The organism is Rhodococcoides fascians NBRC 12155 = LMG 3623 (genome assembly GCF_001894785.1).
Lineage (GTDB): Bacteria > Actinomycetota > Actinomycetes > Mycobacteriales > Mycobacteriaceae > Rhodococcoides > Rhodococcoides fascians.
Genome location: NZ_BCWW01000006.1, coordinates 152,715 through 173,454 on the forward strand (window position 1 = coordinate 152,715; position 20,740 = coordinate 173,454).

Annotated in this window: 22 protein-coding genes; 8 read left to right on the plus strand and 14 right to left on the minus strand. The window is 64.5% G+C overall.

Annotated elements, in window-relative coordinates; translation table 11 throughout:
• The first annotated feature begins 21 nt into the window (after window positions 1-21).
• Genes RFA01S_RS13990 through RFA01S_RS14000 form a run of 3 tightly spaced genes read left to right on the plus strand, consistent with a single transcriptional unit; the run spans window position 22 to window position 2,023 of the window.
• Window positions 22-384, plus strand: coding sequence for a GntR family transcriptional regulator (locus RFA01S_RS13990; protein ID WP_032407113.1), 363 nt, complete (start codon window positions 22-24; stop codon window positions 382-384).
• On the plus strand, window positions 381-1,331 hold the full coding sequence (locus RFA01S_RS13995; protein WP_032407057.1) for an ABC transporter ATP-binding protein: 951 nt from the start codon (window positions 381-383) through the stop codon (window positions 1,329-1,331). Before RFA01S_RS13990 ends, RFA01S_RS13995 begins: the two co-directional genes overlap by 4 nt.
• On the plus strand, window positions 1,328-2,023 hold the full coding sequence (locus tag RFA01S_RS14000) for a hypothetical protein (RefSeq protein WP_027496720.1): 696 nt from the start codon (window positions 1,328-1,330) through the stop codon (window positions 2,021-2,023). Before RFA01S_RS13995 ends, RFA01S_RS14000 begins: the two co-directional genes overlap by 4 nt.
• Here the strand turns inward: RFA01S_RS14000 and RFA01S_RS14005 are convergent.
• Together RFA01S_RS14005 and map are read right to left on the minus strand one after the other, a co-directional pair.
• A complete protein-coding gene (locus RFA01S_RS14005; protein WP_032407056.1) occupies window positions 2,007-3,536 on the minus strand; it encodes a cobyric acid synthase in 1,530 nt (509 codons plus the stop codon). The genes RFA01S_RS14000 and RFA01S_RS14005 overlap by 17 nt on opposite strands.
• Before the next feature lie 37 nt (window positions 3,537-3,573).
• Complete coding sequence (gene map, locus RFA01S_RS14010) at window positions 3,574-4,449, minus strand: type I methionyl aminopeptidase (protein WP_052060642.1); 876 nt, start codon at window positions 4,447-4,449, stop codon at window positions 3,574-3,576.
• A gap of 139 nt (window positions 4,450-4,588) precedes the next feature.
• Between map and RFA01S_RS14015 the strand changes: the two genes are divergently transcribed.
• Complete coding sequence (locus tag RFA01S_RS14015) at window positions 4,589-5,458, plus strand: helix-turn-helix transcriptional regulator (protein ID WP_032407055.1); 870 nt, start codon at window positions 4,589-4,591, stop codon at window positions 5,456-5,458.
• A gap of 22 nt (window positions 5,459-5,480) precedes the next feature.
• Here the strand turns inward: RFA01S_RS14015 and RFA01S_RS14020 are convergent, their stop codons facing one another.
• From RFA01S_RS14020 to dxr, 5 genes are all read right to left on the minus strand, one after another.
• A complete protein-coding gene (locus tag RFA01S_RS14020; RefSeq protein ID WP_094643009.1) occupies window positions 5,481-7,271 on the minus strand; it encodes a penicillin-binding transpeptidase domain-containing protein in 1,791 nt (596 codons plus the stop codon).
• Window positions 7,272-7,375: 104 nt separating this feature from the next.
• The gene (locus RFA01S_RS14025; protein ID WP_032366413.1) at window positions 7,376-8,212 is read right to left on the minus strand and encodes a GNAT family N-acetyltransferase; all 837 of its coding nucleotides are present in this window, start codon (window positions 8,210-8,212) and stop codon (window positions 7,376-7,378) included.
• 116 nt (window positions 8,213-8,328) lie between these two features.
• Window positions 8,329-9,468, minus strand: coding sequence for a flavodoxin-dependent (E)-4-hydroxy-3-methylbut-2-enyl-diphosphate synthase (ispG, locus tag RFA01S_RS14030; RefSeq protein ID WP_032370959.1), 1,140 nt, complete (start codon window positions 9,466-9,468; stop codon window positions 8,329-8,331).
• Window positions 9,469-9,529: 61 nt separating this feature from the next.
• Complete coding sequence (locus RFA01S_RS14035) at window positions 9,530-10,741, minus strand: M50 family metallopeptidase (protein ID WP_032407054.1); 1,212 nt, start codon at window positions 10,739-10,741, stop codon at window positions 9,530-9,532.
• Window positions 10,742-10,744: 3 nt separating this feature from the next.
• Entirely contained in the window at window positions 10,745-11,884 is a 1,140-nt protein-coding gene (dxr, locus tag RFA01S_RS14040) for a 1-deoxy-D-xylulose-5-phosphate reductoisomerase (protein ID WP_032407111.1), read from the minus strand.
• Window positions 11,885-12,006: 122 nt separating this feature from the next.
• On the opposite strand from dxr, the gene RFA01S_RS14045 reads away from it, so the two are divergent.
• A complete protein-coding gene (locus RFA01S_RS14045) occupies window positions 12,007-12,528 on the plus strand; it encodes a DUF1990 domain-containing protein (protein ID WP_032407053.1) in 522 nt (173 codons plus the stop codon).
• 1 nt (window position 12,529) lies between these two features.
• On the opposite strand, the gene puuE is transcribed toward RFA01S_RS14045, so the two are convergent.
• A complete protein-coding gene (gene puuE, locus RFA01S_RS14050) occupies window positions 12,530-13,429 on the minus strand; it encodes an allantoinase PuuE (RefSeq protein WP_032366410.1) in 900 nt (299 codons plus the stop codon).
• Between the two features lie 217 nt (window positions 13,430-13,646).
• Between puuE and RFA01S_RS14055 the strand changes: the two genes are divergently transcribed.
• Window positions 13,647-13,916, plus strand: a complete 270-nt coding sequence (locus tag RFA01S_RS14055; protein ID WP_027496710.1) for a DUF2631 domain-containing protein — start codon at window positions 13,647-13,649, stop codon at window positions 13,914-13,916.
• A gap of 4 nt (window positions 13,917-13,920) precedes the next feature.
• On the opposite strand, the gene rlmN is transcribed toward RFA01S_RS14055, so the two are convergent.
• Window positions 13,921-15,072, minus strand: a complete 1,152-nt coding sequence (rlmN, locus tag RFA01S_RS14060) for a dual-specificity RNA methyltransferase RlmN (protein ID WP_045841851.1) — start codon at window positions 15,070-15,072, stop codon at window positions 13,921-13,923.
• Window positions 15,073-15,238: 166 nt separating this feature from the next.
• Between rlmN and RFA01S_RS14065 the strand changes: the two genes are divergently transcribed.
• Window positions 15,239-15,679: a LapA family protein gene (locus tag RFA01S_RS14065; RefSeq protein WP_032366595.1), complete on the plus strand. Its 441-nt coding sequence runs from the start codon at window positions 15,239-15,241 to the stop codon at window positions 15,677-15,679.
• Between the two features lie 90 nt (window positions 15,680-15,769).
• Complete coding sequence (locus tag RFA01S_RS14070) at window positions 15,770-16,612, plus strand: HpcH/HpaI aldolase/citrate lyase family protein (protein ID WP_032366409.1); 843 nt, start codon at window positions 15,770-15,772, stop codon at window positions 16,610-16,612.
• A gap of 21 nt (window positions 16,613-16,633) precedes the next feature.
• Here the strand turns inward: RFA01S_RS14070 and RFA01S_RS14075 are convergent, their stop codons facing one another.
• From RFA01S_RS14075 to tsf, 5 genes are all read right to left on the minus strand, one after another.
• Window positions 16,634-17,353: a class I SAM-dependent methyltransferase gene (locus tag RFA01S_RS14075; RefSeq protein ID WP_174557256.1), complete on the minus strand. Its 720-nt coding sequence runs from the start codon at window positions 17,351-17,353 to the stop codon at window positions 16,634-16,636.
• A gap of 16 nt (window positions 17,354-17,369) precedes the next feature.
• On the minus strand, window positions 17,370-18,284 hold the full coding sequence (locus RFA01S_RS14080) for a phosphatidate cytidylyltransferase (RefSeq protein ID WP_027496706.1): 915 nt from the start codon (window positions 18,282-18,284) through the stop codon (window positions 17,370-17,372).
• A gap of 36 nt (window positions 18,285-18,320) precedes the next feature.
• Window positions 18,321-18,878, minus strand: coding sequence for a ribosome recycling factor (gene frr, locus RFA01S_RS14085; protein ID WP_027496705.1), 558 nt, complete (start codon window positions 18,876-18,878; stop codon window positions 18,321-18,323).
• 55 nt (window positions 18,879-18,933) lie between these two features.
• Window positions 18,934-19,662 carry a UMP kinase gene (gene pyrH / locus RFA01S_RS14090; protein WP_027496704.1) on the minus strand — a complete coding sequence of 243 codons (729 nt, stop codon included), beginning with the start codon at window positions 19,660-19,662 and terminating at the stop codon, window positions 18,934-18,936.
• A 164-nt stretch (window positions 19,663-19,826) separates the two neighbouring features.
• Window positions 19,827-20,651: a translation elongation factor Ts gene (gene tsf / locus RFA01S_RS14095; RefSeq protein ID WP_027496703.1), complete on the minus strand. Its 825-nt coding sequence runs from the start codon at window positions 20,649-20,651 to the stop codon at window positions 19,827-19,829.
• Window positions 20,652-20,740 lie beyond the last annotated feature (89 nt).

Consider the following 20,740-nt stretch of genomic DNA (forward strand, 5'->3'; position numbering starts at 1 on the left):
CTCGACGCACCGGCGGCGGTTCTGATGGATGAGGGCAGACCGATCTTCTTGCAGATCGCCGAGCTCGTCGAGAACTCGATCATCGACGGCTCCCTGGCCGAGGAGGAACAGGTTCCCTCCACCAACGAGCTCGCCGCGTTCCACCGCATCAATCCAGCCACAGCGGGCAAAGGGCTAGCCAAGCTCGTCGCCGACGGCGTCGTCTACAAGAAGCGAGGGATCGGAATGTTCGTCACTACAGGCGCACGGGACGCACTCCGGTTCCGTCGACGCGATCTGTTCGCCCGTCAGTACATCGACCCGCTGGTCACCGAGGCACGCAAGCTCGGAATGACCGCGGACGAACTCAAGACCATGCTCGACAACTGGGAGGCATCGCGATGAGCATCCACGATATCGGTACGCCCGACGAACTCCGCCGCGTCGTTGCGTCGGCCACACACCTGACCAAGAAGTTCGGCTCGTTCACCGCCGTCGACGACGTGAGCTTCGAGATCGAACGCAACAAGATCTACGGCTTCCTCGGCCGCAACGGAGCAGGCAAGACCACCGTCATGCAGATGATGACCGCCCAGATGCGCGAAAGTGATGGTGAGATCTCGGTATTCGGCGAACGCCCGTGGGAAAACCCACAGGCTCTGAGTCACGTGTGCTTCGTCAAGGAAAGCCAGAAGTATCCCGACGATTTGAAGGTCAAGAACGCCATTGCTCAGGCCTCCCACATTCTTCCGCACTGGGACAACGACTTCGCCGCCGAATTGCTGCGCGATTTCGACCTCCCGTTGGGTCGCAAGATCAAGAAGCTCTCTCGCGGAATGACGTCGGCACTCGGAATCGTCATCGGTCTCGCGTCCCGAGCGCCACTCACCTTCTTCGACGAGCCCTACCTGGGGCTGGACGCAGTCTCACGACACATGTTCTACGACCGGCTGCTGGCCGACTACGCGGAGAACCCCCGAACGGTCGTTCTGTCGACGCACCTCATAGACGAGGTCAGCACTCTGATCGAGCACGTGATTCTCATCGACAAGGGAAGAATTCTGCTCGACGCCGAGTCGGACGATCTGCGCGAGAGAGCATTCGAGATCACCGGTCCGACCGAGGCTGTCGACCGGTTCGCTGCAGAGCATCGAATCTTGCACAGAACTGCTCTCGGCTCGACAGCCCGAGCGACGATCGACGGGCGACTGAACGATCACCAGCAATCCCTCGGCGTGGCGTCCGGTCTCAGCATCGAACCGATTCCGTTGCAGCAGTTGATCATCGATCGAACCACGTCGCATTCCGGCGCTATCCACGAGTCGACCACCGCCGAGGAGGCCTTGTCATGAAGCGAATATTGAACGTAGCTCGGGTCCACAACACCTCCTGGGCAACCACATTCGCGTGGCCCCTGGGAATTCTCGTCGCAGTGTTCGTGATCACCTACGGCATCTTCTCCGTCGTTCCGGAAAGCGATTCGGATTTCAGCTTCAGCGGCGGCGTGTTCTCGGTCTATGGGTTCGCTATTGCCTTCTACGTCACGGCTATCACCCAGTGCTTCCCGTACGCGCTGAGCCTGAGCATCACGCGTCGCGAATTCCTCACTGCGACAGCACTGGTGGGGGTAGCACAATCGGTCGCCCTCGGCACGATCGTCTACCTGTTGTCGGTCGTCGAAGCCGCGACCGGCGGCTTCGGGCTGAAGATCCGCATGTTCGGTCTGGCCCGCTACGCCACCGACAACCCGCTCCTGCAGTGGCTGACTCTGGTGATCGGGCTACTGCTGATCGGGTCCATCGGGGCGTTCGTCGGAGTCGTCTACCGGCGCTTCCGCACGAACGGTCTGTTCACGCTCGGACTCGCCGGCCTCGTCGTCTTCGGAGGCGGCGCGATCGTGATCACGTGGCAGAACTGGTGGCCCGACGTCGGGACTTTCTTCACCGACACCCCACGCGTGCTTCTGCTGGTGGTCGTTCCGCTCGTGATCACCGGGATCTTCTCGACCGTCAGTTGGATGGGCTTGCTCAAAGCATCTGCGTAACGATCTTTTTCGTCGAGCCGTCGACGCCGTTCTCTATCAGATCGAGAACGGCGTCGATATCGATGTTGCTGTCCACCAGATCCGCCAGCAGATCCAACTGCTGTTCTCGAAGGGCCGCAACCGACGTGTCGGACGCAACCTCGAATCCTGCGCGACCCGCCTTCCCTGCCACCCAGGCGAGAAAGGATCGACGGAAATCATCGGATTCGAGGAGTCCGTGCCAGTGAGTTCCCACGACACCGCCACGCACACTGCCCTCGCCGACGCCCCCCGCGGTCGTCAGCAGGGCATCGTCGTCGTTCCGGACCACTCGTCCATGGTGAATTTCGTACCCCCGCACGGGATCCGAGCCGAATGTGACGGAACGACCACTCACCTGCACGAGTACCTTCTCGGCCGCGAATTCGATGTCGAGATCGAGCAATCCCAGTCCCTCGACCGTTCCGACGCCTGACTCCACGGAATCAGAAATGGTTCGGCCCAACATCTGGTAACCGCCGCAGATGCCGAGAACCGGCCTCCCCGCAGCGGCGCGCTCGGAAAGGGCACGAGCAAGACCGGTGCGCCGCAACCATTCCAGATCCGACACCGTGGACTTGCTGCCGGGGACGACCACCAAATCCGCATCCTCGAGCCGAGAAGGCTCGGTGACCCAGTGCACCGACACTCCGGGCTCGCACGCCAGCGCCTCGACATCGGTCGTGTTGGAGATCCTCGGCAATCGCACCGCCGCCACCCGCAGCCACTGCGAGCCGAGCGGAGGACGGGGCCTGCCCACGGGCGCATCGGGAACGGTGCCGAGCGAATCCTCCGCGTCCATCCACAACCCGTCGGCGAACGGAACGACTCCGTACGTCGGCCGCCCGGTCAACGTCCGCAACTGGTCGAGCCCCGGTGCCAACAGAGCCGGATCACCCCGAAACTTGTTGATCACGAACCCTGCCACGAGAGCCTGATCCTCGGGTGACAACACCGCCACCGTCCCGAACAGGTGTGCCAGCACTCCCCCGCGGTCGATGTCGCCCACCACGATCACCGGCAGCGACGCCGCCCTCGCCAATCCCATGTTGGCCAGATCGGTGGCGCGTAGATTGATCTCGGCCGGTGAACCGGCACCCTCGCAGATCACCACGTCGAATTCGGCACGTAGCGAGGCCAGCTCGTCGGCGACCACATGCCGGAGCGCCTGCCGATGTTCGATGTAGTTGCTCGCACTCACCTGGGCCACCGCACGCCCGCGCACCACCAACTGCGACGTCCGATCACTGCCGGGCTTGAGCAACACCGGATTGAACCGCACGCTGGGCTCGAGGCCACAAGCGGCCGCCTGCATCGCCTGAGCCCGGCCGATCTCGCCGCCGTCCAACGTGACGACCGAGTTGTTCGACATGTTCTGCGCCTTGAACGGGGCCACCCGAACACCCCGCCGCGCCAGCATCCGACACAGGCCGGCGACCAACACACTCTTGCCTGCATCGGAGGTAGTGCCGGCAACCAGCAGAGCGCCTTTCACGGCAGTATCAGATTTCTATTTACTCCGCAGGCTCCGCTCACGGCAGCGTCAGGATCTCGCAACCCGTCTCGGTCACCACGAGCGTGTGCTCGAACTGGGCCGTCCACTTACGGTCGTGTGTGACCACGGTCCAGCCGTCGTCCCACATCTCGGCGTTGATCGTGCCCAGGTTGATCATCGGTTCGATGGTGAACGTCATGCCCGGCTCGATGATGGTCTCCACGGACGGCTGGTCGTAGTGCAGCACGACGAGGCCGTTATGGAACGTCGTGCCGATGCCGTGGCCGGTGAAGTCCTCCACCACGCCGTAGCCGAACCGGTGCGCATAGGACTCGATCACTCGCCCGACCACGTTCAGGGCGCGCCCCGGCTTGACCGCCTTGATGGCACGCATCGTCGCTTCGTGGGTCCGCTCGACGAGCAGGCGCGCCTCCTCGGACACGTCACCCGCCAGGAACGTCGCGTTGGTGTCGCCGTGCACACCGTCGATGTACGCGGTGACGTCGATGTTGACGATGTCTCCGTCCTCGATCACCGTCGAATCGGGGATGCCGTGGCAGATGACCTCGTTCAGCGAGGTGCAGCACGATTTCGGAAAACCCTTGTAGCCCAACGTGGACGGGTAAGCGCCGTGGTCGACCATGTACTCGTGTGCAATACGGTCGAGCTCGTCGGTGGTCACTCCCGGTGCCACGGCCCGGCCCGCTTCCTGCAGAGCGCGAGCCGCGATCTTCGACGCCACGCGCATCTTGTCGATGACCTCGGGGGTCTGCACCCACGGCTCGCTGCCTTCGTTCACGGTCGACTTCCACGCGTATTCGGGTCGCTCGATCGACTTCGGCACGGAGAGGACGGGCGAGACGACGCCTGGCACGAGTGGCTGACGGGGCTTGCTCTCGGCAGTGACAGACATGCCGTCCAGAGTAGTCGCCGCAACCGTGTCCAGAAGAACCAGCGCTGCTGGTCGAGGCCACCGAATCCGCAACCGCGCGACGGGATATGATCTGGGTCACGTTCGCCGTCGACGTACCCGAACCGAGGAAGGAAGCGTCGTGGTCCATTCCAGTCTGTTGCGCCCCCGGGACGGCGATGCCCTTCGCGCCGAACTACGCCAGGTCGCCGCGACGTCCGCCGTGCCCGTCGTGTTCGGCGGGGAAGTGTCCTCGGAAACGCTGCACCTGAGCGAATTTCACGGCACCCGCACGCGTGGGCTGGACGGGCTCGCCATCCCGCCCAGGTCCGGTCTCGGTGGCCGGGTCATGGACCAACGTCGGCCCGCGGCCGTCAGTGATTACGGCGCGTCGATGTCGATCACCCACCACTTCGACCGGCCGGTCCTCGGCGAGGGCCTCAAGTCGATCCTGGCGGTGCCGGTTGTCGTCGCCGGAGCAGCCCGCATGGTGATGTACGCGGCGGTGCGAGAACGCGGCCCCCTCGGTGATCGAGTCGGCGACATCATGACCGCCGCAGCCCGGCGCCTCGGTCAGGAGATCGCCATCCGCGACGAGGTCGACCGCAGGGTGCGCCTCATGGAGAGTGCGCGGGCCACGTCGGACGGGCACCTCTCGCGAACGGCCGAGTTGCGCGGTGTGCACGACGAGCTCGCCGAGCTCGCTCGGTCGATCGGAGACGCGGCGGTCAAACACAGACTGGACGCGGTCACCGCGCGACTGGCAGCAACGCTCAGTCGGACGGCGAACCAGGACAGCGACTCCGGCGACTCGCAGGCATTGACGCCACGCGAGATCGACGTCATCTCGCAGGTCGCGCTCGGTTGCACCAACGTCGAAGTCGCGGCACGGCTGTCGATCGGTGCCGAGACGGTCAAGTCCTATCTCCGCAGCGTGATGCGAAAAACCGACTCGCACACTCGATACGAAGCGGTTCTCGCGTGTCGTCGACTCGGGCTGTTGTCGGGCTGAATCCGGCCCACCGGCGTAGCGCTCAGTACCCCGGCGGAAGCTGCTCGAACATCTCTCGGGTGACGGCGACCGCATTGTCCGAGCTGCCGCCGCGTACCACCAAAGTCGCGAAGGCGATGTCGCCTCGGTAACCGACGAACCACGAGTGCGATCCGCCCTCGACCTCTGCTTCTCCGGTCTTGCCGTACACCTCGCCCTGGTCGGCGATCCGCTCTGCGGTGCCGCTGGTGACCACCGAGCGCATCATGCCGCGTAACCCGTCGACCATGGCAGGTTCTATCGGTGGATGATCGCCGGTGATGGCGGTTTCCCGTCCGACCAGAAGATTTGGAACCGGTGTGGAGCCGTGGGCAACCGTCGCGGCGGCCAGTGCCATCCCGAAGGTCGAGACGACCACCTTGCCCTGGCCGAATCCGTCCTCGGTGCGCTGGACGAGTTCGTCCGCGGGCGGGACCGAACCGGAGTCGGTCGGCAACCCCACGACGTCGTAGTCCGGACCGACGCCGAACTGGGACGCGGCCACGGTCAACGCGTCGGGCGACATCTCGCTCGCCAGCTTCGCGAAGGAGGTGTTGCACGATCGGGTGAACGCGGTGCTCATGGTCACGTCACCGAGAGCGAACTCGTTGTAGTTGGGGACGCTTCGTTCGCCGATCTCGATACGACCGGGGCACGGAACGGTGCTCCCCGGGGTCGCGAGTCCGCTGGAGATCGCCGCCCCGGCGGTGATGATCTTGAACGTCGAACCCGGTGGGTAGAGACCGGCCGACGCGACCGGTCCGTCCCGATCGGCGGCCGGATTCTGCGCCACAGCGAGGATGGCCCCGGTGGACGGCTGAATGACCACCGTCATGGCCTGCTCGGCCCTGGCGTTCACTGCTCGTTGGGCCGCGACCTGAATATTCCGATCGAGGCTGATCGAGAAGGACGGTGCCGGCTCGGGCGGGGTGTCGGTGAGGACGTCGATGTCGACGCCGTTGCGGTTGCTGGTCACCACGCTCCAGCCGGCCTTGCCGTCGACGTCGTCGATGACGGCCTTCTTCACCTGGCCCACCAGGTCCGGCGCGAAGGTGGGGTCGGTGGACACGAGATCCGATTCGTCGGACGCCGTGACACCGGGGATCTCGGTCAGCGCCGCCGAGATGGGTTCGAAGTCGCTGTCTCGCAGCAGCGCCACCGGGTAGTCGCCGTCGACGGAAGTCGCCGACTCCACGATCGACTGGGCCGTGATCGACGCGTCGAACGGTGTCAGCAGTGTCGACAACGCCGTCGCCGAGGCCACGACGTTGTTCGCGGCCGACGCGTCGAACTTGATTCGATGTACGACCCCGGGCACCAGGACGTCGGTGCCGGAGCGCTCGTTGACCCGAGCGCGTGGTGCAGCCGTCGAGCGCAAGGCCATGGTCTGCGTGTCACCGAGCTTCGGGTGGATGTCCGAGGCGGTCCACCGCACCACCCACTCTCCCGCACTCCGACCCATGTTCAGTTGGCCGTCGTACGTCCACACCCGATCCTTGGGCAGCTGCCAACGGTAGGTGTAGCCGACCGTGGCGGTGTCGCCGTCGACTCGAACCGACGTCGTCTCGGCGTCGAGGGCCTCTGCTTGCAGATTGGTCCACGCCTCGCGCAGCGCAGTGGCTGCGGCGTCCGGCTTGTCGGTATCGGCGGCGGCCGTGGGGATGTCGTTGGCCTCGAAGGCCGCGAGGAATGCCTGAGCTGCGGGCTCCGGACCGTCGGGCTTGGGTGTACACCCAGTGAGGCAGGCACCGACGACGGCACCGATCACGGTCACCACGCCCAGCCGTCCGCGCATCCAGGTCGCGTCACGTGATCTCATTGCGCCCCATCGTAATACGGCCGGTGCGTCGACCACGGCAACGAATCGCGTTTCGGGACAGGCCGATCGAGCGACCGTTCTCAGTCCAGCAGCACCGTGGTGAACGTCGCCACTTGCGTCAGACCGATTTTCGCGTAGGCCCGGCGCGCGACGTAGTTGAAGCTGTTGACGTACAGGCTCGCAGTACGCCCCTGGCGGACGACCGAGTTCACCACGGTCGCCGTTCCGGATGCACCCAGGCCGTGCCCGCGTCGGTCCGGGTGCACCCATACCCCCTGGATTTGCCCGACCGTCCCGGACTGCGAGCCGATCTCGGCCTTGAACACCACGCGGCCGTCCTCGAATCTGGCCCAGGCACGTTGCGCTGCAATGAGACTGGCGATCCGACGCCGGTATCCCCTACCGCCGTCGTTCAGTCGCGGGTCGACGCCGACCTCTTCGATGAACATGGCAACGGCCGCGGTCAGATACACGTCCAGCTCGTCGGGTCGAACGAGCCGAACGAGAGGATCAGGCGAGATGGACGACGGTACCGACGTGGCCAACAACGGTTGCTCACCGCGCACTTCTCGCGCCGGACCCCAATCCGTCTCGAGCATTTCCCACAACGGAAGCGTCAACTCCGCTCTGCCGACCAACGACGAGCACAGACGCGGCCCACGGCACGCGCGGTCCGCGAAGGAACGAAGATCGTCGCTGGAACCGAGCAACGGAACCAGATTCGCACCGTAGAAGCACAGCGACTCGTCCGGACCGCCTCTGCTCCACATCTCGCCGTGGAACGACCTCGGATCGAGGCCCGATTCCTGCACGCGCGCGGCAACCATGCAGGTTGCAACGGGGTCGGCGTCGAGCACCCGGAGCACGTGCGCGACGTCCCGATTACCGAGAGGCTTCGCGCCGAGGAGCTTGAGCACCTACCGACCTCCTGACCCACCTACCGCGTACGCACCGATTCTGAAGCGAATCATTCCAGACAATGTGTTCCCCCGGTGGCAGAGCGGCAAACCGGACGCCGAACAGGTGTACCCGCTCAGCTGACGGTGACCACCGGCGCGCCACCGCTGGCGATCTCGTCCTTCTCGAACTCCTCGGCGATGCGCATCGCTTCCTCGATCAACGTCTCCACGATCTGCGCTTCGGGGACCGTTTTGATGACCTTGCCCTTGACGAAGATCTGGCCCTTGCCGTTGCCCGACGCGACACCGAGGTCGGCGTCGCGGGCCTCGCCCGGCCCGTTCACGACGCAGCCCATGACCGCGACGCGTAGCGGGATCTCCATGCCTTCGAGTCCCGCAGTCACCTCGTCGGCGAGGGTGTAGACGTCGACCTGTGCGCGCCCACACGAGGGGCAGGACACGATCTCTAGTTTGCGCGGGCGCAGATTGAACGATTGCAGGATCTGGTTTCCCACCTTGATCTCCTCCGCCGGCGGTGCCGACAGGGAAACTCGGATGGTGTCGCCGATGCCCTTGGACAGCAAGGCCCCGAAGGCCACAGCGGACTTGATGGTCCCCTGGAAAGCCGGTCCCGCTTCGGTGACACCGAGGTGCAGTGGGTAGTCGCACTGTGCCGCCAACTGCTCGTACGCAGCGACCATGATGACGGGGTCGTTGTGCTTGACGGAGATCTTGATGTTGCCGAAACCGTGCTCCTCGAACAGGCCTGCTTCCCACAGCGCGGATTCGACGAGCGCCTCGGGTGTCGCCTTGCCGTACTTCTTCATCAGCCTCGGGTCGAGAGAGCCGGCGTTCACACCGATGCGGATCGGAATGTTCGCGTCACCGGCCGCCTTGGCGACCTCCTTGACACGGCCGTCGAACTCCTTGATGTTGCCCGGGTTGACGCGCACCGCTGCACATCCGGCGTCGATGGCCGCGAAGATGTACTTCGGTTGGAAGTGGATGTCGGCGATCACCGGAATCTGGCTCTTCTTGGCGATGATCGACAGCGCGTCGGCGTCGTCCTGTGTGGGGCACGCAACACGAACGATGTCGCAACCCGACGCCGTCAGCTCTGCAATCTGCTGCAGGGTGGCGTTGATGTCGTGGGTCTTGGTGGTGCACATCGATTGCACCGAGATGGGGCTTTCGCTTCCGACACCCACCGACCCGACCTGGAGCTGCCTGGTCTTTCGACGTGGCGCGAGTACGGGCACCGGCGGTGCGGGCATTCCCAATCCGACTGACACGGACACAGTGGCCTTCTTTCCTAGCTACGACTGTCGAGTCTACTTAGAACAATTGAATCGGGTTGACGATGTCCGCCGTGAGCGTCAAGAGAGAGAACCCGATGAAAACAATGATGACCACGTAGGTGACGGGCATCAGTTTCATGTAGTCCACCGGCGCACCGTCGGGCAGGCCGCGACGATTGCGGAAAATGTTGCGTATGCGCTCGTAGATGGTCACGGCGATATGGCCACCATCGAGTGGCAACAGCGGCACGATGTTGAACACACCGAGGAAGAAGTTGAGCGACGCCAGCAGCCCGACGAACGTCTGCCAGTTGTCGTTTTCCACGGCCTGGCCACCGATGACACTTGCTCCGACGACACTCATCGGCGTGTCGAGCCCTCGTTCACCACCGAAGATCGAATCCCACAGCGCCTCCACCTTGCTCGGCAACTGCACCAACGCTTTCCCGGTCTGCACGAAGATGTCCCCGGTGAAAACAAAGGTCTCGGGCACTGCTTCGATCGGGTTGTATCGAATGTTCGGCGGTGGACCGCCGGTGACGCCGATCGCTCCCACGGTTGTCGAGTTCTTCGCATCGGTCTCAGGATCGACGACGTAGCGCTGAACCTGAAGGATCGGAACGCTCAGAGTCTGCGAAGCACCGTCGCGATCGACTGTCAGATCGGCCGACCCGGTCGAGTCCCGAATGGCGAGAACGACGTCGGACCAAGTCTCTGTCGGCTGACCGTTCACCGCAGTGATGATGTCGCCCGTGCGCAGTCCGGCTTCGGCAGCCGGACCGTCTCCCGAACACGGCGCAAGTTCACCGTCCTCGGTCTGGGACGTGCTGACACAACCGATGCCCTGGACCGTCGTTGTCGGCGTCACCCGATCCGGCGTGCCCCAGCCGAGCACCAACACGTAGACCAGAACGATTCCCAGCACGAAGTTCATCGCGATGCCGCCGACCATGACGACGATGCGCTTCCATGTCTTCTGGCGGTACATCGCACGCTCGACCTCGTCGGGCGCGAGTTCGTCGATGGCGGTCATGCCGGCGATGTCGCAGAACCCGCCTGCCGGAATGGCTTTGAGGCCGTATTCGGTCTCGCCGCGTCGGAAGGAGAAGATCTTCGGGCCGAACCCGATGTAGTAGCGGCGAACCTTCATGCCGAGCGCTTTCGCGGTCCACATGTGTCCCGCTTCGTGCAGCGCGATCGACACCCCGATTCCGACGGCGAACAGCACGACACCCAGAGCGAACACCATGTGTCAGAGGCCTTTCGGTTTCAGTAGTTCACGGGCGTGGGCCCGGGCCCAGGAGTCCGCCGCGAGTACGTCGTCGACGTCCCTGGGAGCCGTCGACCAGTCCTGCCCGCCGTCGCCCAGTACCGCGCGCACCGTCTCGACGATCTGCGGAAATTCGATCCTGTCATTCAGGAACGCTTCTGCAGCGATTTCGTTGGACGCGTTGTACACCGCAGTCATGCACCCACCCATGATCCCGGCCTCACGCGCCAGCTGCACCGCCGGAAACACTCGGTCGTCGAGTGGCTCGAAGTCCCAGGAGAATGCGGTCGTGAAGTCGAGTGCACGGGCGACGTCCGGCACTCGATCGGGCCAGCCGAGGGCCAGCCCGATCGGCAACTTCATGTCCGGTGGACTGGCCTGAGCGATGGTCGAACCGTCGACGAACGTCACCATCGAGTGCACGATGGACTGCCGGTGCACGGTGACGTCGATCTTCTCGTAGGGCACACCGAACAGCAGGTGCGCCTCGATCAGTTCCAGACCCTTGTTGACCAGTGTCGCCGAGTTCAGCGTGTTCATCGGTCCCATCGACCAGGTGGGATGTGCGGCGGCCTGCTCCGGCGTGACCGACTTCAGTTCGGTCTCGCTCCACCCTCGAAACGGACCTCCCGATGCAGTGAGAACCAGTCGATCCACTTCGCCGCGCGAACCGCTGCGCAGGCACTGGGCAAGCGCGGAGTGCTCGGAGTCGACTGGCACGATCTGACCGGGGGCTGCGGCGGCGAGAACCAGCTCGCCTCCGGCGACCAGGGATTCCTTGTTGGCCAACGCCAGGCGCGCACCGCTGTTCAGCGCGGCCAGGGTCGGTTCGAGGCCGAGAGAACCCACGAGGGCATTGAGCACGACGTCCGCCGGGGTCGACTCGACCAGCTCGGTCACTGCTCGCGGACCACTCAGCACTCCGGGGAAGTCGAGCTCGGCGGCGGCCTCGGGCTGGGCGACGGCTACCCGTCGGACACCGGTCTCCGCAATCTGGCGACGGAGCAGTTCGATGTTTCCACCGCCCGCAGCCAGCCCGACCACGACGAAGCGGTCCGGGTTGGCGGCGATGACGTCGAGCGCTTGGGTTCCGATCGACCCGGTACTTCCCAGCAACAGCACACGTATCGGCTCGGGGCGATCCGAGTTGGTCGTTCGCTCACGATGGTCTGGCACCGGTCCATTGTTGCCTACCGAGGCTGAGAAACCCCTATGTGCCGACGCAGGCTGGCACGCTGGGGTGCATGGACTTCTCGAAGTACCGCTCGGCACCGTTCAATTACGACGATGCGGGGGCCACCGCCGGCCCACTGCCCACCGGATACCACCACGTCACGATGTCGAGGGTCGTGGGATCGGGGCTGGACGACTTCGTGGCGGCGGCCGATGCGTTGATGCGATGGGACATGCACCGAGGAGCAGGACTGAAGGTCCGTTCCGAGGCCGAGACCGCTGTGCCCGACTCGGTGGTCGTTCTCACACTCGGACCGGTGCGCATTCCGTGTCGTGTGGTCTACGTCATCGACGAGGCGAACCGTCAGGGTTTCGCCTACGGAACACTCGACGGGCATCCCGAGTCCGGCGAAGAACTCTTCTACGTCGACTACACCCCCGCGGACGGTGCCGTCACCGCCCACATATCGGCGTTCTCGCGTCCCGGTCGCTGGTACACCAAGCTCGGCGGCCCGGTGGGCAGACGCGTCCAGGCAGCATTCACCGACCGCTATCTGAGCGCGCTGGCATCCGCGTGCCGACAGGCCGACTGACTCAGGCCTCTGGCGGGTGCACAGCTCGCCAGTGTTCGGCGATGTCGATTCTCTTCGCGACCCAGACCTTGTCGTGCGACTGCACGTGATCGAGGAAACGTTCCAGTGCAGCCATGCGGGCCGGCCTGCCCACCAGCCGGCAGTGAAGTCCGACCGAGAGCATCTTGGGACTCCCACTCGCGCCCTCGGCATAGAGAACGTCGAAGGCGTCACGTAGATGCGCGTAGAACTCGTCGCCCGTCGAGAATCCTCCCGGCGATGCGAAACGCATGTCGTTGGTGTCCAGGGTGTACGGCACCACCAGGTGATCGACGACCCCGCCGTCTCGGGGCACCTTCTCCCAGTACGGCAGATCGTCTGCATAGGAGTCGGAGTCGTACACGAATCCGCCGTGCTCCACCACGAGCGATCGGGTGTTCGGAGAGTCGCGCCCGGTGTACCACCCCAGTGGCGCAGACCCCGTCAGCTCGCGCAGGATGGTCACGGCCTCCGCCATGTGCTCGCGCTCGACGTTCGCGTCGATCTGCTGATACGACAACCACCGCAAGCCGTGACATGCGATCTCGTGGTCCAATTCCAGCAGTGCCGCAACCACTTCCGGGTTCCGCTCCATTGCCTTGGCGACCGCGAACACGGTCAGCGGTAACCCACGCTTCTCGAATGCGCGCAGCACGCGCCACACTCCGGCTCTGGATCCGTACTCGTACAGCGATTCCATGCTCATGTGTCGATTCGGAAACGCCTGTGCGCCGATCATTTCCGACAGAAACGTCTCGGACTTCGTGTCGCCGTCGAGCACGTTGTTCTCGGCACCCTCCTCGTAATTGAGGACGAACTGGACGGCGATGTTCGCCTCATCCGGCCACTGCGCGAGCGGCGGCGTGCGGCCGTAACCGACCATGTCGCGGGGATAGCTCAGCGGGGACCGACTCGGACGATGGGGAAGGCGCTCGGAGGTCACCGCCGCAGTCTCTCATTCGAGCCCGCACACGCGCTGGGTGAGCGATGCAACCCTGATCACTACGACGGGCGGTCGTATGCCAATATTGTTCCGACAACGCGTCTCGCACCGTTCGTGCCGGGACCCACGTGAACGCATCACCCGAGAGGATCGACCGGTGGCAAATACCGAACTGGAATCCGCTTCGTACGACCCGGTCGTCGATACCCGCAACGAGGTGCCCGAGGTGCCGTCCGCCGCATGGGGTTGGAGCGGCGAGTCGAACAAGGCGATGCGCGTCGCAGCCATCGTCGTTGCCGCGTTCCTGCTGTTCATGATCATCGGAAATCACACCGGCAAGGTCGAGGACCTGTGGTTGGTCGGCTTCGCGGTGGCACTGGTCGGACTCGTCGTGCGCGACGTCATCGTCCGCCGCAAGCCCCGCTAGCGGTTCAGTTCTCGGCGGCGAGCTGACCGCACGCCGCCGCGATCTCCTGCCCTCGGGTATCGCGGACGGTGCACGAGACGCCCTGCGCGATGACCCGGCGGACGAATTCCCGCTCCACCGGCTTCGGGCTGGCATCCCACTCGCTACCCGGAGTCGGATTGAGGGGAATCAGGTTGACGTGTACCCGGGATCCGAGCGCCTTGTGCAGCTTCTTGCCCAGCATGTCCGCTCGCCACGGCTGATCGTTGACGTCCCGGATCATCGCGTACTCGATCGAGACGCGTCGACCGGTCTGATCGGCGTAGTACCGGGCAGCGGAGAGAACCTCCGCCACCGACCAACGATTGTTGACCGGGACCAACGTGTCTCGGAGCTCATCGTCCGGCGTGTGCAGAGACACGGCCAAGGTCACCGACAGACCCTCGTCGGCCAGCTTTCGAATGGCCGGAGCAAGGCCGACCGTCGACACGGTGACCGAACGCTGTGACAGTCCCAGCCCGTCGGGGGCTGGTGAGACGATCTTGCGCACTGCCGCGACGACGCGCTTGTAGTTGGCCAGCGGCTCGCCCATGCCCATGAACACGACGTTCGACAGACGACCCTCACCGCCGGGGACGACGCCGTCGCGCATGTCTGCGGCCGCCGAACGGACCTGATCGACGATCTCCGCCGTCGACAGGTTCCGCGTCAGGCCGGCCTGACCGGTCGCGCAGAACGGACATGCCATTCCGCAACCGGCCTGACTCGAGATGCACAGCGTCGCGCGATCCGGATACCGCATCAGAACACTCTCGAGAAGAGTCCCGTCGTTGGCCTTCCACAGCGTCTTTCGAGTGTCACCGTCGTCACACGCCAAGTGCTTGATCGGCGTCAGCAAGGTGGGAAAGAGATCGGCACCGACCTTCTCCCGAGCCTCGGCCGGAAGATCGGTCATCTTGGTGGTGTCGGCCTCGAGCCGCGCGTAGTAGTGCCGCGCAAGTTGGTCGGCCCGGAATGCCGGTAGACCGAGTGCCTTCACTGCCTCACGCAGGCCCTCTTTGTCCAGGTCGGCGAGGTGACGCGACGGCATTCCCCGACGCGGAGCTGTGAAGACCAGCGGAAGATTCGGTCTCTTCTGCTCGGTCGTGCTGTCCGTTGCGGCTGCGGAATCACTCATGCTCGACCCCCGCGTCGTTCCTGCTGGCTCAACTCCATACCCACCATTGTCCACCCGTTCTGCTCACAGTCCTATTCGCGACGGTTTTCGACGGTGCCCTGACGGGTATCGACGCCGGGACCGATTGCGCGTGCATTCGGACCACGCGTGCGAAAGGATCATCGACATGGCCACCAGAGCAGACGACAACAACGAGGCACCGTTCGACACATCGGCCTCGGTCACGCCCGGATTCGACCGGCCGACGAGTGCCGCCGGCGACCTCACCCCCATCACCACGCCGGATTCGGACGGCCATTCCGCGCCCGACCCCGAGTTCGTTCCGGAACAGCAGCACACCCCCACCGATGTGGCGCACACCCGCACCGCCGCCCTCTGGACCGGCCTGGTGGTCGGGGCCGTCGTCCTTGTCGTTCTCCTGGTGTTCATCGTGCAGAACCTCGACTCGGTCACCGTGCAGATCTTCGCCTGGCAGCTCGACCTACCCCTCGGAATCAGCATGCTGCTGGCCGCGATCGCGGGTGCGCTGGTGATGGCCATGGCCGGCGGTGCCCGAATCCTGCAGGTCCGGCGCGCAGCGAAGAAGAACCAGCGTCACGGTTCGTGAACACTATGTACAGAAGCTGGCACCGATGCTCTGAATCGATAAGGTTGGCGGTGCCCGACTTCACTCGAGGAGCATGACGTGACTACTTTCATGGAGACACCGGTGGCATCCGGCGTTGCACCCGACCGCGCACGATCGTGGCTGTTGGTTCCGGCCACCAAGCCCGATACCTTCGACGCTGCTGTCGCGTCCGGTGTCGACGCCGTCATCCTCGACATCGAGGACGCAGTCGCTCCAGCGAAGAAGCCTGCCGCTCGCGAGACCGTCGTGCGCTGGCTCAGCGAGGGCAACTCGGCCTGGGTGCGCGTCAACGACGCGACGACCCCGTACTGGGCCGACGATCTCGCCGCGTTGTCCGGGCTGCCCGGCCTGGTGGGGGTCATGCTCGCGAAGACCGAGAGCGGCGGTCAGGTCGAGGCGACAGCCGCCCGCCTCGCCGACGGCACCCCGATCCTCGCGCTGGTCGAATCAGCAGCAGGACTCGAGGCCGCCACCGAAATCGCGCGCGCGGACTCGACATTCCGTCTCGCCTTCGGCAGCGGCGACTTCCGACGCGACACGGGCATGAGCGACGACCCGCTCGCCATGGCCTACCCGCGCTCGCGACTGGTCGTCTCCTCGCGCGTCGCACGACTGCCCGGACCCATCGACGGTCCGACACTGACCGCGAACGACAGCATCCTCGGGCGCGATGCAGCCCTGACGCTCTCGATGGGCATGGCAGGCAAACTCTGTATGCACACCGATCAGGTGGCCATCGTCAACCGCGAACTGGCCCCCTCCCCGACCGACGTGTCCTGGGCTCACGATGTCATCGACGCTCTCGGTGCCGACGGTGCTCACGTCAAGGACGGCAGCGATCTGCCGCGTCTGGCAAAGGCTCTCAAGATCAACGAACTGGCTCGAATCTTCGGAATCTCTGCCGCGTCCTGATCGCTCGCTGCCGAGCCAGGCTCAGATCGACTCGACGCCGGTCGGCTTGTATCGAACGTGGATGCGATAGCGCACATTCAGGGTGAGGCCGTCGACCTGCCGTGCCGCAGCGCGCGCTACCCGCGGTGAAAACTCGATTCCCAGCACATCCCGCAAAACCCGGCGGTCGGGAAACGCCCACCTCGTGTCGACGCGTCGCATCTCGGATCCCTGGGCATCGAAGAACGCCTCGACGGCCGCCGGATCGTAGTGCGGGAGATCCGCACGCATCCAGTCCCCGTACGGAGACGACGTGGCGTCGAGGTCCACGACCACCAACGCCCCTCCGGGCCGCAGAACTCGCATCGCTTCGCTGATACCCGGGCCGCAGCCGGGGCCGAAGAAATACGCGGTTCGCGCGTGGACGAGATCGACCGAACCTGTGTCGACGGGCAGCGCGTCCGCTCTACCCGCACGCACGGCGACGTTCGCAAGTGACTCGACGCGCGTGCGGGCTGCGGCCACCAATGGGGCGTGCGGTTCCACACCGATGACGTACCGGGCGTCCGCAGCGAACATCGGAAGATGGAAACCGCTGCCGCAGCCCACGTCCACGACGTTCTCGGCCGTCCAATCGACGGTCGATCGAATGGTCGCGAACACAGCGCCGTCGACGTCCTGAGCCCTGTTCTCCGCCTCGTACAGATGCGGCCAGTGCCAGATGTTGGGACTGGGAATCACCCCGCCGCGATCACCGCTCATCGTCCGGCGGAGTCGGTCAGAGCAACACGGTGAAGACGAGCCACGCAACGAACGCAGAGGGCAGCAACGAGTCGAGTCTGTCCATGATGCCTCCGTGGCCGGGCAGTAACGAGCCCATGTCCTTGATTCGTAGGTCGCGCTTGACCTGCGATTCGATGAGGTCGCCCAGAGTTCCCGTCACGACCAGCACGACTCCCAGCAGGACACCGATCATCGAGTTGGCCTCGAGAATCAGGGTCACCGTCAGCAGGCAACCGATGACGCAGAAGATGAGCGATCCGACCAGCCCTTCCCAGGACTTCTTCGGGCTGATGGCCGGTGCCATCGGGTGCTTGCCGAACAGCACACCGGCGATGTAACCACCGACATCCGAGCACACGACGCCGATGACGAAGACCAGGATGCGACCGGCACCGTTGTCCTGCAGGACCATCAGAACGGCGAACGAGGCCAACAGCGGTAGCCAACACGCCACCAGAACGGTGACGGAGAGTTCTTCGAGATAGTTCTTGGGAGCAGTACCGAAGCCTTGTCTCAGCAACAGCCACACCATGCAGACCACGACGGTGCCCACAGCCGCACTGAGCACTCCGACGGCACCGAACGGCCAGCCCAGCCAGATCATGGCCTGACCACCGAGGATCAGCGGGATGCGCGGAACGAGAACACCGCCCTCGCGGAGCCGCTTGGACACCTCGTACGTCGCGACGGCCAACGCCACGGCCACGACACCGATCCATACCAACGGCACGAACACGAGCACGAGGATCAACCCGATACCCAAACTGCCGCCGACGCCGATCGCGGCAGGCAGATTTCGACCCGCCTTGCCGGCGGACTTCGTGGCGGCGACCCCGGACGAGCCAGCGGGCGTGCCGCTGCCCTCCTGCCGATCCGGTCCCACCACTGTCGTCAACTCCTCGATATTCATCGTCGTTCCACCGTGTTGCGCAACTATCGAAGGAGGTCAGACCTCCATCAATTCACCCTCTTTGCGCTTGACCAGTTCGTCGACCGAGGCGGTGTACTTCGCGGTGGTCTTGTCGAGCTCGTTCTCGGCACGTACGACGTCGTCCTCGCCGGCCTCGCCGTCCTTCTGGATGCGCTTGAGCTCTTCCATCGTCTTGCGGCGCACGTTGCGAATGGACACCTTGGCGTCCTCGCCCTTGCCCTTGGCCTGCTTGACGAACTCACGGCGTCGTTCCTCGGTCAGCTGCGGCACGCCGATACGAATCAGGTTGCCGTCGTTGGTGGGGTTGACGCCGAGATCGGAATTGCGGATAGCGGTTTCGATCGGCCCGAGCTGATTCGACTCGTACGGCTTGATCACCACCAATCGCGCCTCCGGCACGCTGATGCTGGCCAGCTGGGTGATCGGCGTCGGGGCACCGTAGTACTCGATGACGATGCGCGAGAACATTCCCGGGTTGGCCCGCCCGGTGCGGATCGAGGACAGATCGTCACGGGCAACCGATACGGCCTTTTCCATCTTCTCTTCGGCGTCGAAGAGAGCTTCGTCAATCACGATCTGTCCTCCATCGTCTTCGTTCTCGGTTCGTTCGCGGTCGTGTCGGCGGCATTCACGACGTGACCAGCGTGCCGATGTTCTCGCCCGACACGGCGCGAGCAATGTTTCCCTGAATCAGCAAATTGAACACCAACATCGGCATCTGATTGTCCATGCAGAGGCTGAAGGCAGTCGCGTCGGCAACTTTGAGGCCTCGCTCGAGGGCTTCGCGGTGGGTGATCGTGTCGAACATCGTCGCGTCGGGATCGAGCCGTGGATCGGCCGAGTAGACACCGTCGACGGCCTTGGCCATCAACAGCACCTCGGCACCGATCTCGAGCGCCCGCTGCGCCGCCGTCGTATCCGTCGAGAAATAGGGCATGCCCATACCTGCGCCGAAGATGACGACACGCCCCTTCTCGAGGTGCCGTCGCGCGCGCAGCGGGAGGTACGGCTCGGCCACCTGGCCCATCGTGATCGCGGTCTGGACTCTGGTGGCAACACCCTGCTTTTCCAGAAAATCCTGCAGCGCAAGACAATTCATGACCGTGCCTAGCATGCCCATGTAGTCCGAGCGAGATCGGTCCATCCCCCGCTGCTGCAATTCGGCACCGCGGAAGAAGTTTCCGCCACCGATCACCACGGCGACCTGAACTCCGGTGGCCACCACCTCGGCGATCTGCTCGGCAACGTTGTTCACGACATCCGGATCGAGCCCCACCTGGCCACCACCGAACATCTCCCCACCCAGTTTGAGCATCACGCGTCGGAACCCGGGACGGTCAGGGGCCGGATCGGTCATAGCTCTCCTCGGTACTCGTCGAACACTACGGTTTACTCACCGATCATCCTGCCCTATCGGCACCCGATCGGTGGACACGGCTCCGACCTGCCTCGCGCACGAACGATGCCGTCCACTCGATGAAATCGAATGAACGGCATCGCCTCGATCGGATCGAGCGCAGACTAGCTGGCGCCGACCTCGAATCGGGAGAAACGGGTGATGGTCACGCCGGCCTCGTCGAGGATGGCCTTGACGGTCTTGTTGCCGTCCTGAACCGACTTCTGCTCGGTGAGAACGACGTCCTTGAAGAATCCGTTGACGCGACCTTCGACGATCTTCGGCAGAGCCTGCTCCGGCTTGCCCTCTTCGCGCGCGGTTTCTTCTGCGATCCGACGCTCGGCGGCGACCAGATCCTCGGGAACCTCGTCACGGGTGACGTACTTGGCCTTGAGCGCTGCGATCTGCATCGCGGCAGCGCGCGCAGCATCGCCGGCGGCGTCGCCGTCACCGGTGTACTCGACCAGCACGCCGACGGCAGGCGGCAGGTCCGCGCTGCGCTTGTGCAGGTAGGTCGCGGTGTTGCCGTCGTAGGACACGACGCGGCGAATTTCGAGCTTCTCGCCGATCTTGGCCGACAACTCGTTCAGAGCCGTTTCGACGGTCTTGCCGTTCAGGTCGAGTGCCTTGAGAGCGTCGACATCAGCAGGCTCGCCTGCTGCAGCCGTCGCCGCGACGGACGCGGCGAACGTCTGGAACTCGTCGTTCTTGGCCACGAAGTCGGTCTCGGAGTTGATCTCCACGAGCACTCCACCCTCGGCGACGACGAGGCCTTCGGCGGTGTTGCGCTCGGCGCGCTTGCCGACGTCCTTGGCACCCTTGATACGCAGGTACTCGACGGCCTTGTCGTAGTCGCCGTCGTTCTCGGCGAGTGCGTTCTTGCAGTCCATCATTCCGGAGCCGGTGAGCTCGCGGAGCCGCTTGACGTCGGCGGCAGTGTAGTTCGCCATCGTGGGCGAGCCTCCTCAAAAGTCTGAATACGGGCGTTGACGAAAGTGCTGTTCTCGAAGCGTGATCGACGGGCTCGCTGTGGAGCCGG

Excerpts from the sequence above, each read along its gene's own strand:
- RFA01S_RS13995 (WP_032407057.1), top strand. The coding sequence starts at position 381 with ATGAGCATCCACGATATCGGTACGCCCGACGAACTCCGCCGCGTCGTT.
- RFA01S_RS14000 (WP_027496720.1), top strand. The coding sequence starts at position 1,328 with ATGAAGCGAATATTGAACGTAGCTCGGGTCCACAACACCTCCTGGGCA.
- map (WP_052060642.1), bottom strand. The coding sequence starts at position 4,449 with ATGTCTGTCACTGCCGAGAGCAAGCCCCGTCAGCCACTCGTGCCAGGC.
- RFA01S_RS14020 (WP_094643009.1), bottom strand. The coding sequence starts at position 7,271 with ATGCGCGGACGGCTGGGCGTGGTGACCGTGATCGGTGCCGTCGTCGGT.
- ispG (WP_032370959.1), bottom strand. The coding sequence starts at position 9,468 with ATGCCCGCACCGCCGGTGCCCGTACTCGCGCCACGTCGAAAGACCAGG.
- RFA01S_RS14035 (WP_032407054.1), bottom strand. The coding sequence starts at position 10,741 with ATGGTGTTCGCTCTGGGTGTCGTGCTGTTCGCCGTCGGAATCGGGGTG.
- RFA01S_RS14045 (WP_032407053.1), top strand. The coding sequence starts at position 12,007 with ATGGACTTCTCGAAGTACCGCTCGGCACCGTTCAATTACGACGATGCG.
- puuE (WP_032366410.1), bottom strand. The coding sequence starts at position 13,429 with ATGGTCGGTTACGGCCGCACGCCGCCGCTCGCGCAGTGGCCGGATGAG.
- rlmN (WP_045841851.1), bottom strand. The coding sequence starts at position 15,072 with ATGAGTGATTCCGCAGCCGCAACGGACAGCACGACCGAGCAGAAGAGA.
- RFA01S_RS14065 (WP_032366595.1), top strand. The coding sequence starts at position 15,239 with ATGGCCACCAGAGCAGACGACAACAACGAGGCACCGTTCGACACATCG.
- RFA01S_RS14070 (WP_032366409.1), top strand. The coding sequence starts at position 15,770 with ATGGAGACACCGGTGGCATCCGGCGTTGCACCCGACCGCGCACGATCG.
- RFA01S_RS14075 (WP_174557256.1), bottom strand. The coding sequence starts at position 17,353 with ATGAGCGGTGATCGCGGCGGGGTGATTCCCAGTCCCAACATCTGGCAC.
- RFA01S_RS14080 (WP_027496706.1), bottom strand. The coding sequence starts at position 18,284 with ATGAATATCGAGGAGTTGACGACAGTGGTGGGACCGGATCGGCAGGAG.
- pyrH (WP_027496704.1), bottom strand. The coding sequence starts at position 19,662 with ATGACCGATCCGGCCCCTGACCGTCCCGGGTTCCGACGCGTGATGCTC.
- tsf (WP_027496703.1), bottom strand. The coding sequence starts at position 20,651 with ATGGCGAACTACACTGCCGCCGACGTCAAGCGGCTCCGCGAGCTCACC.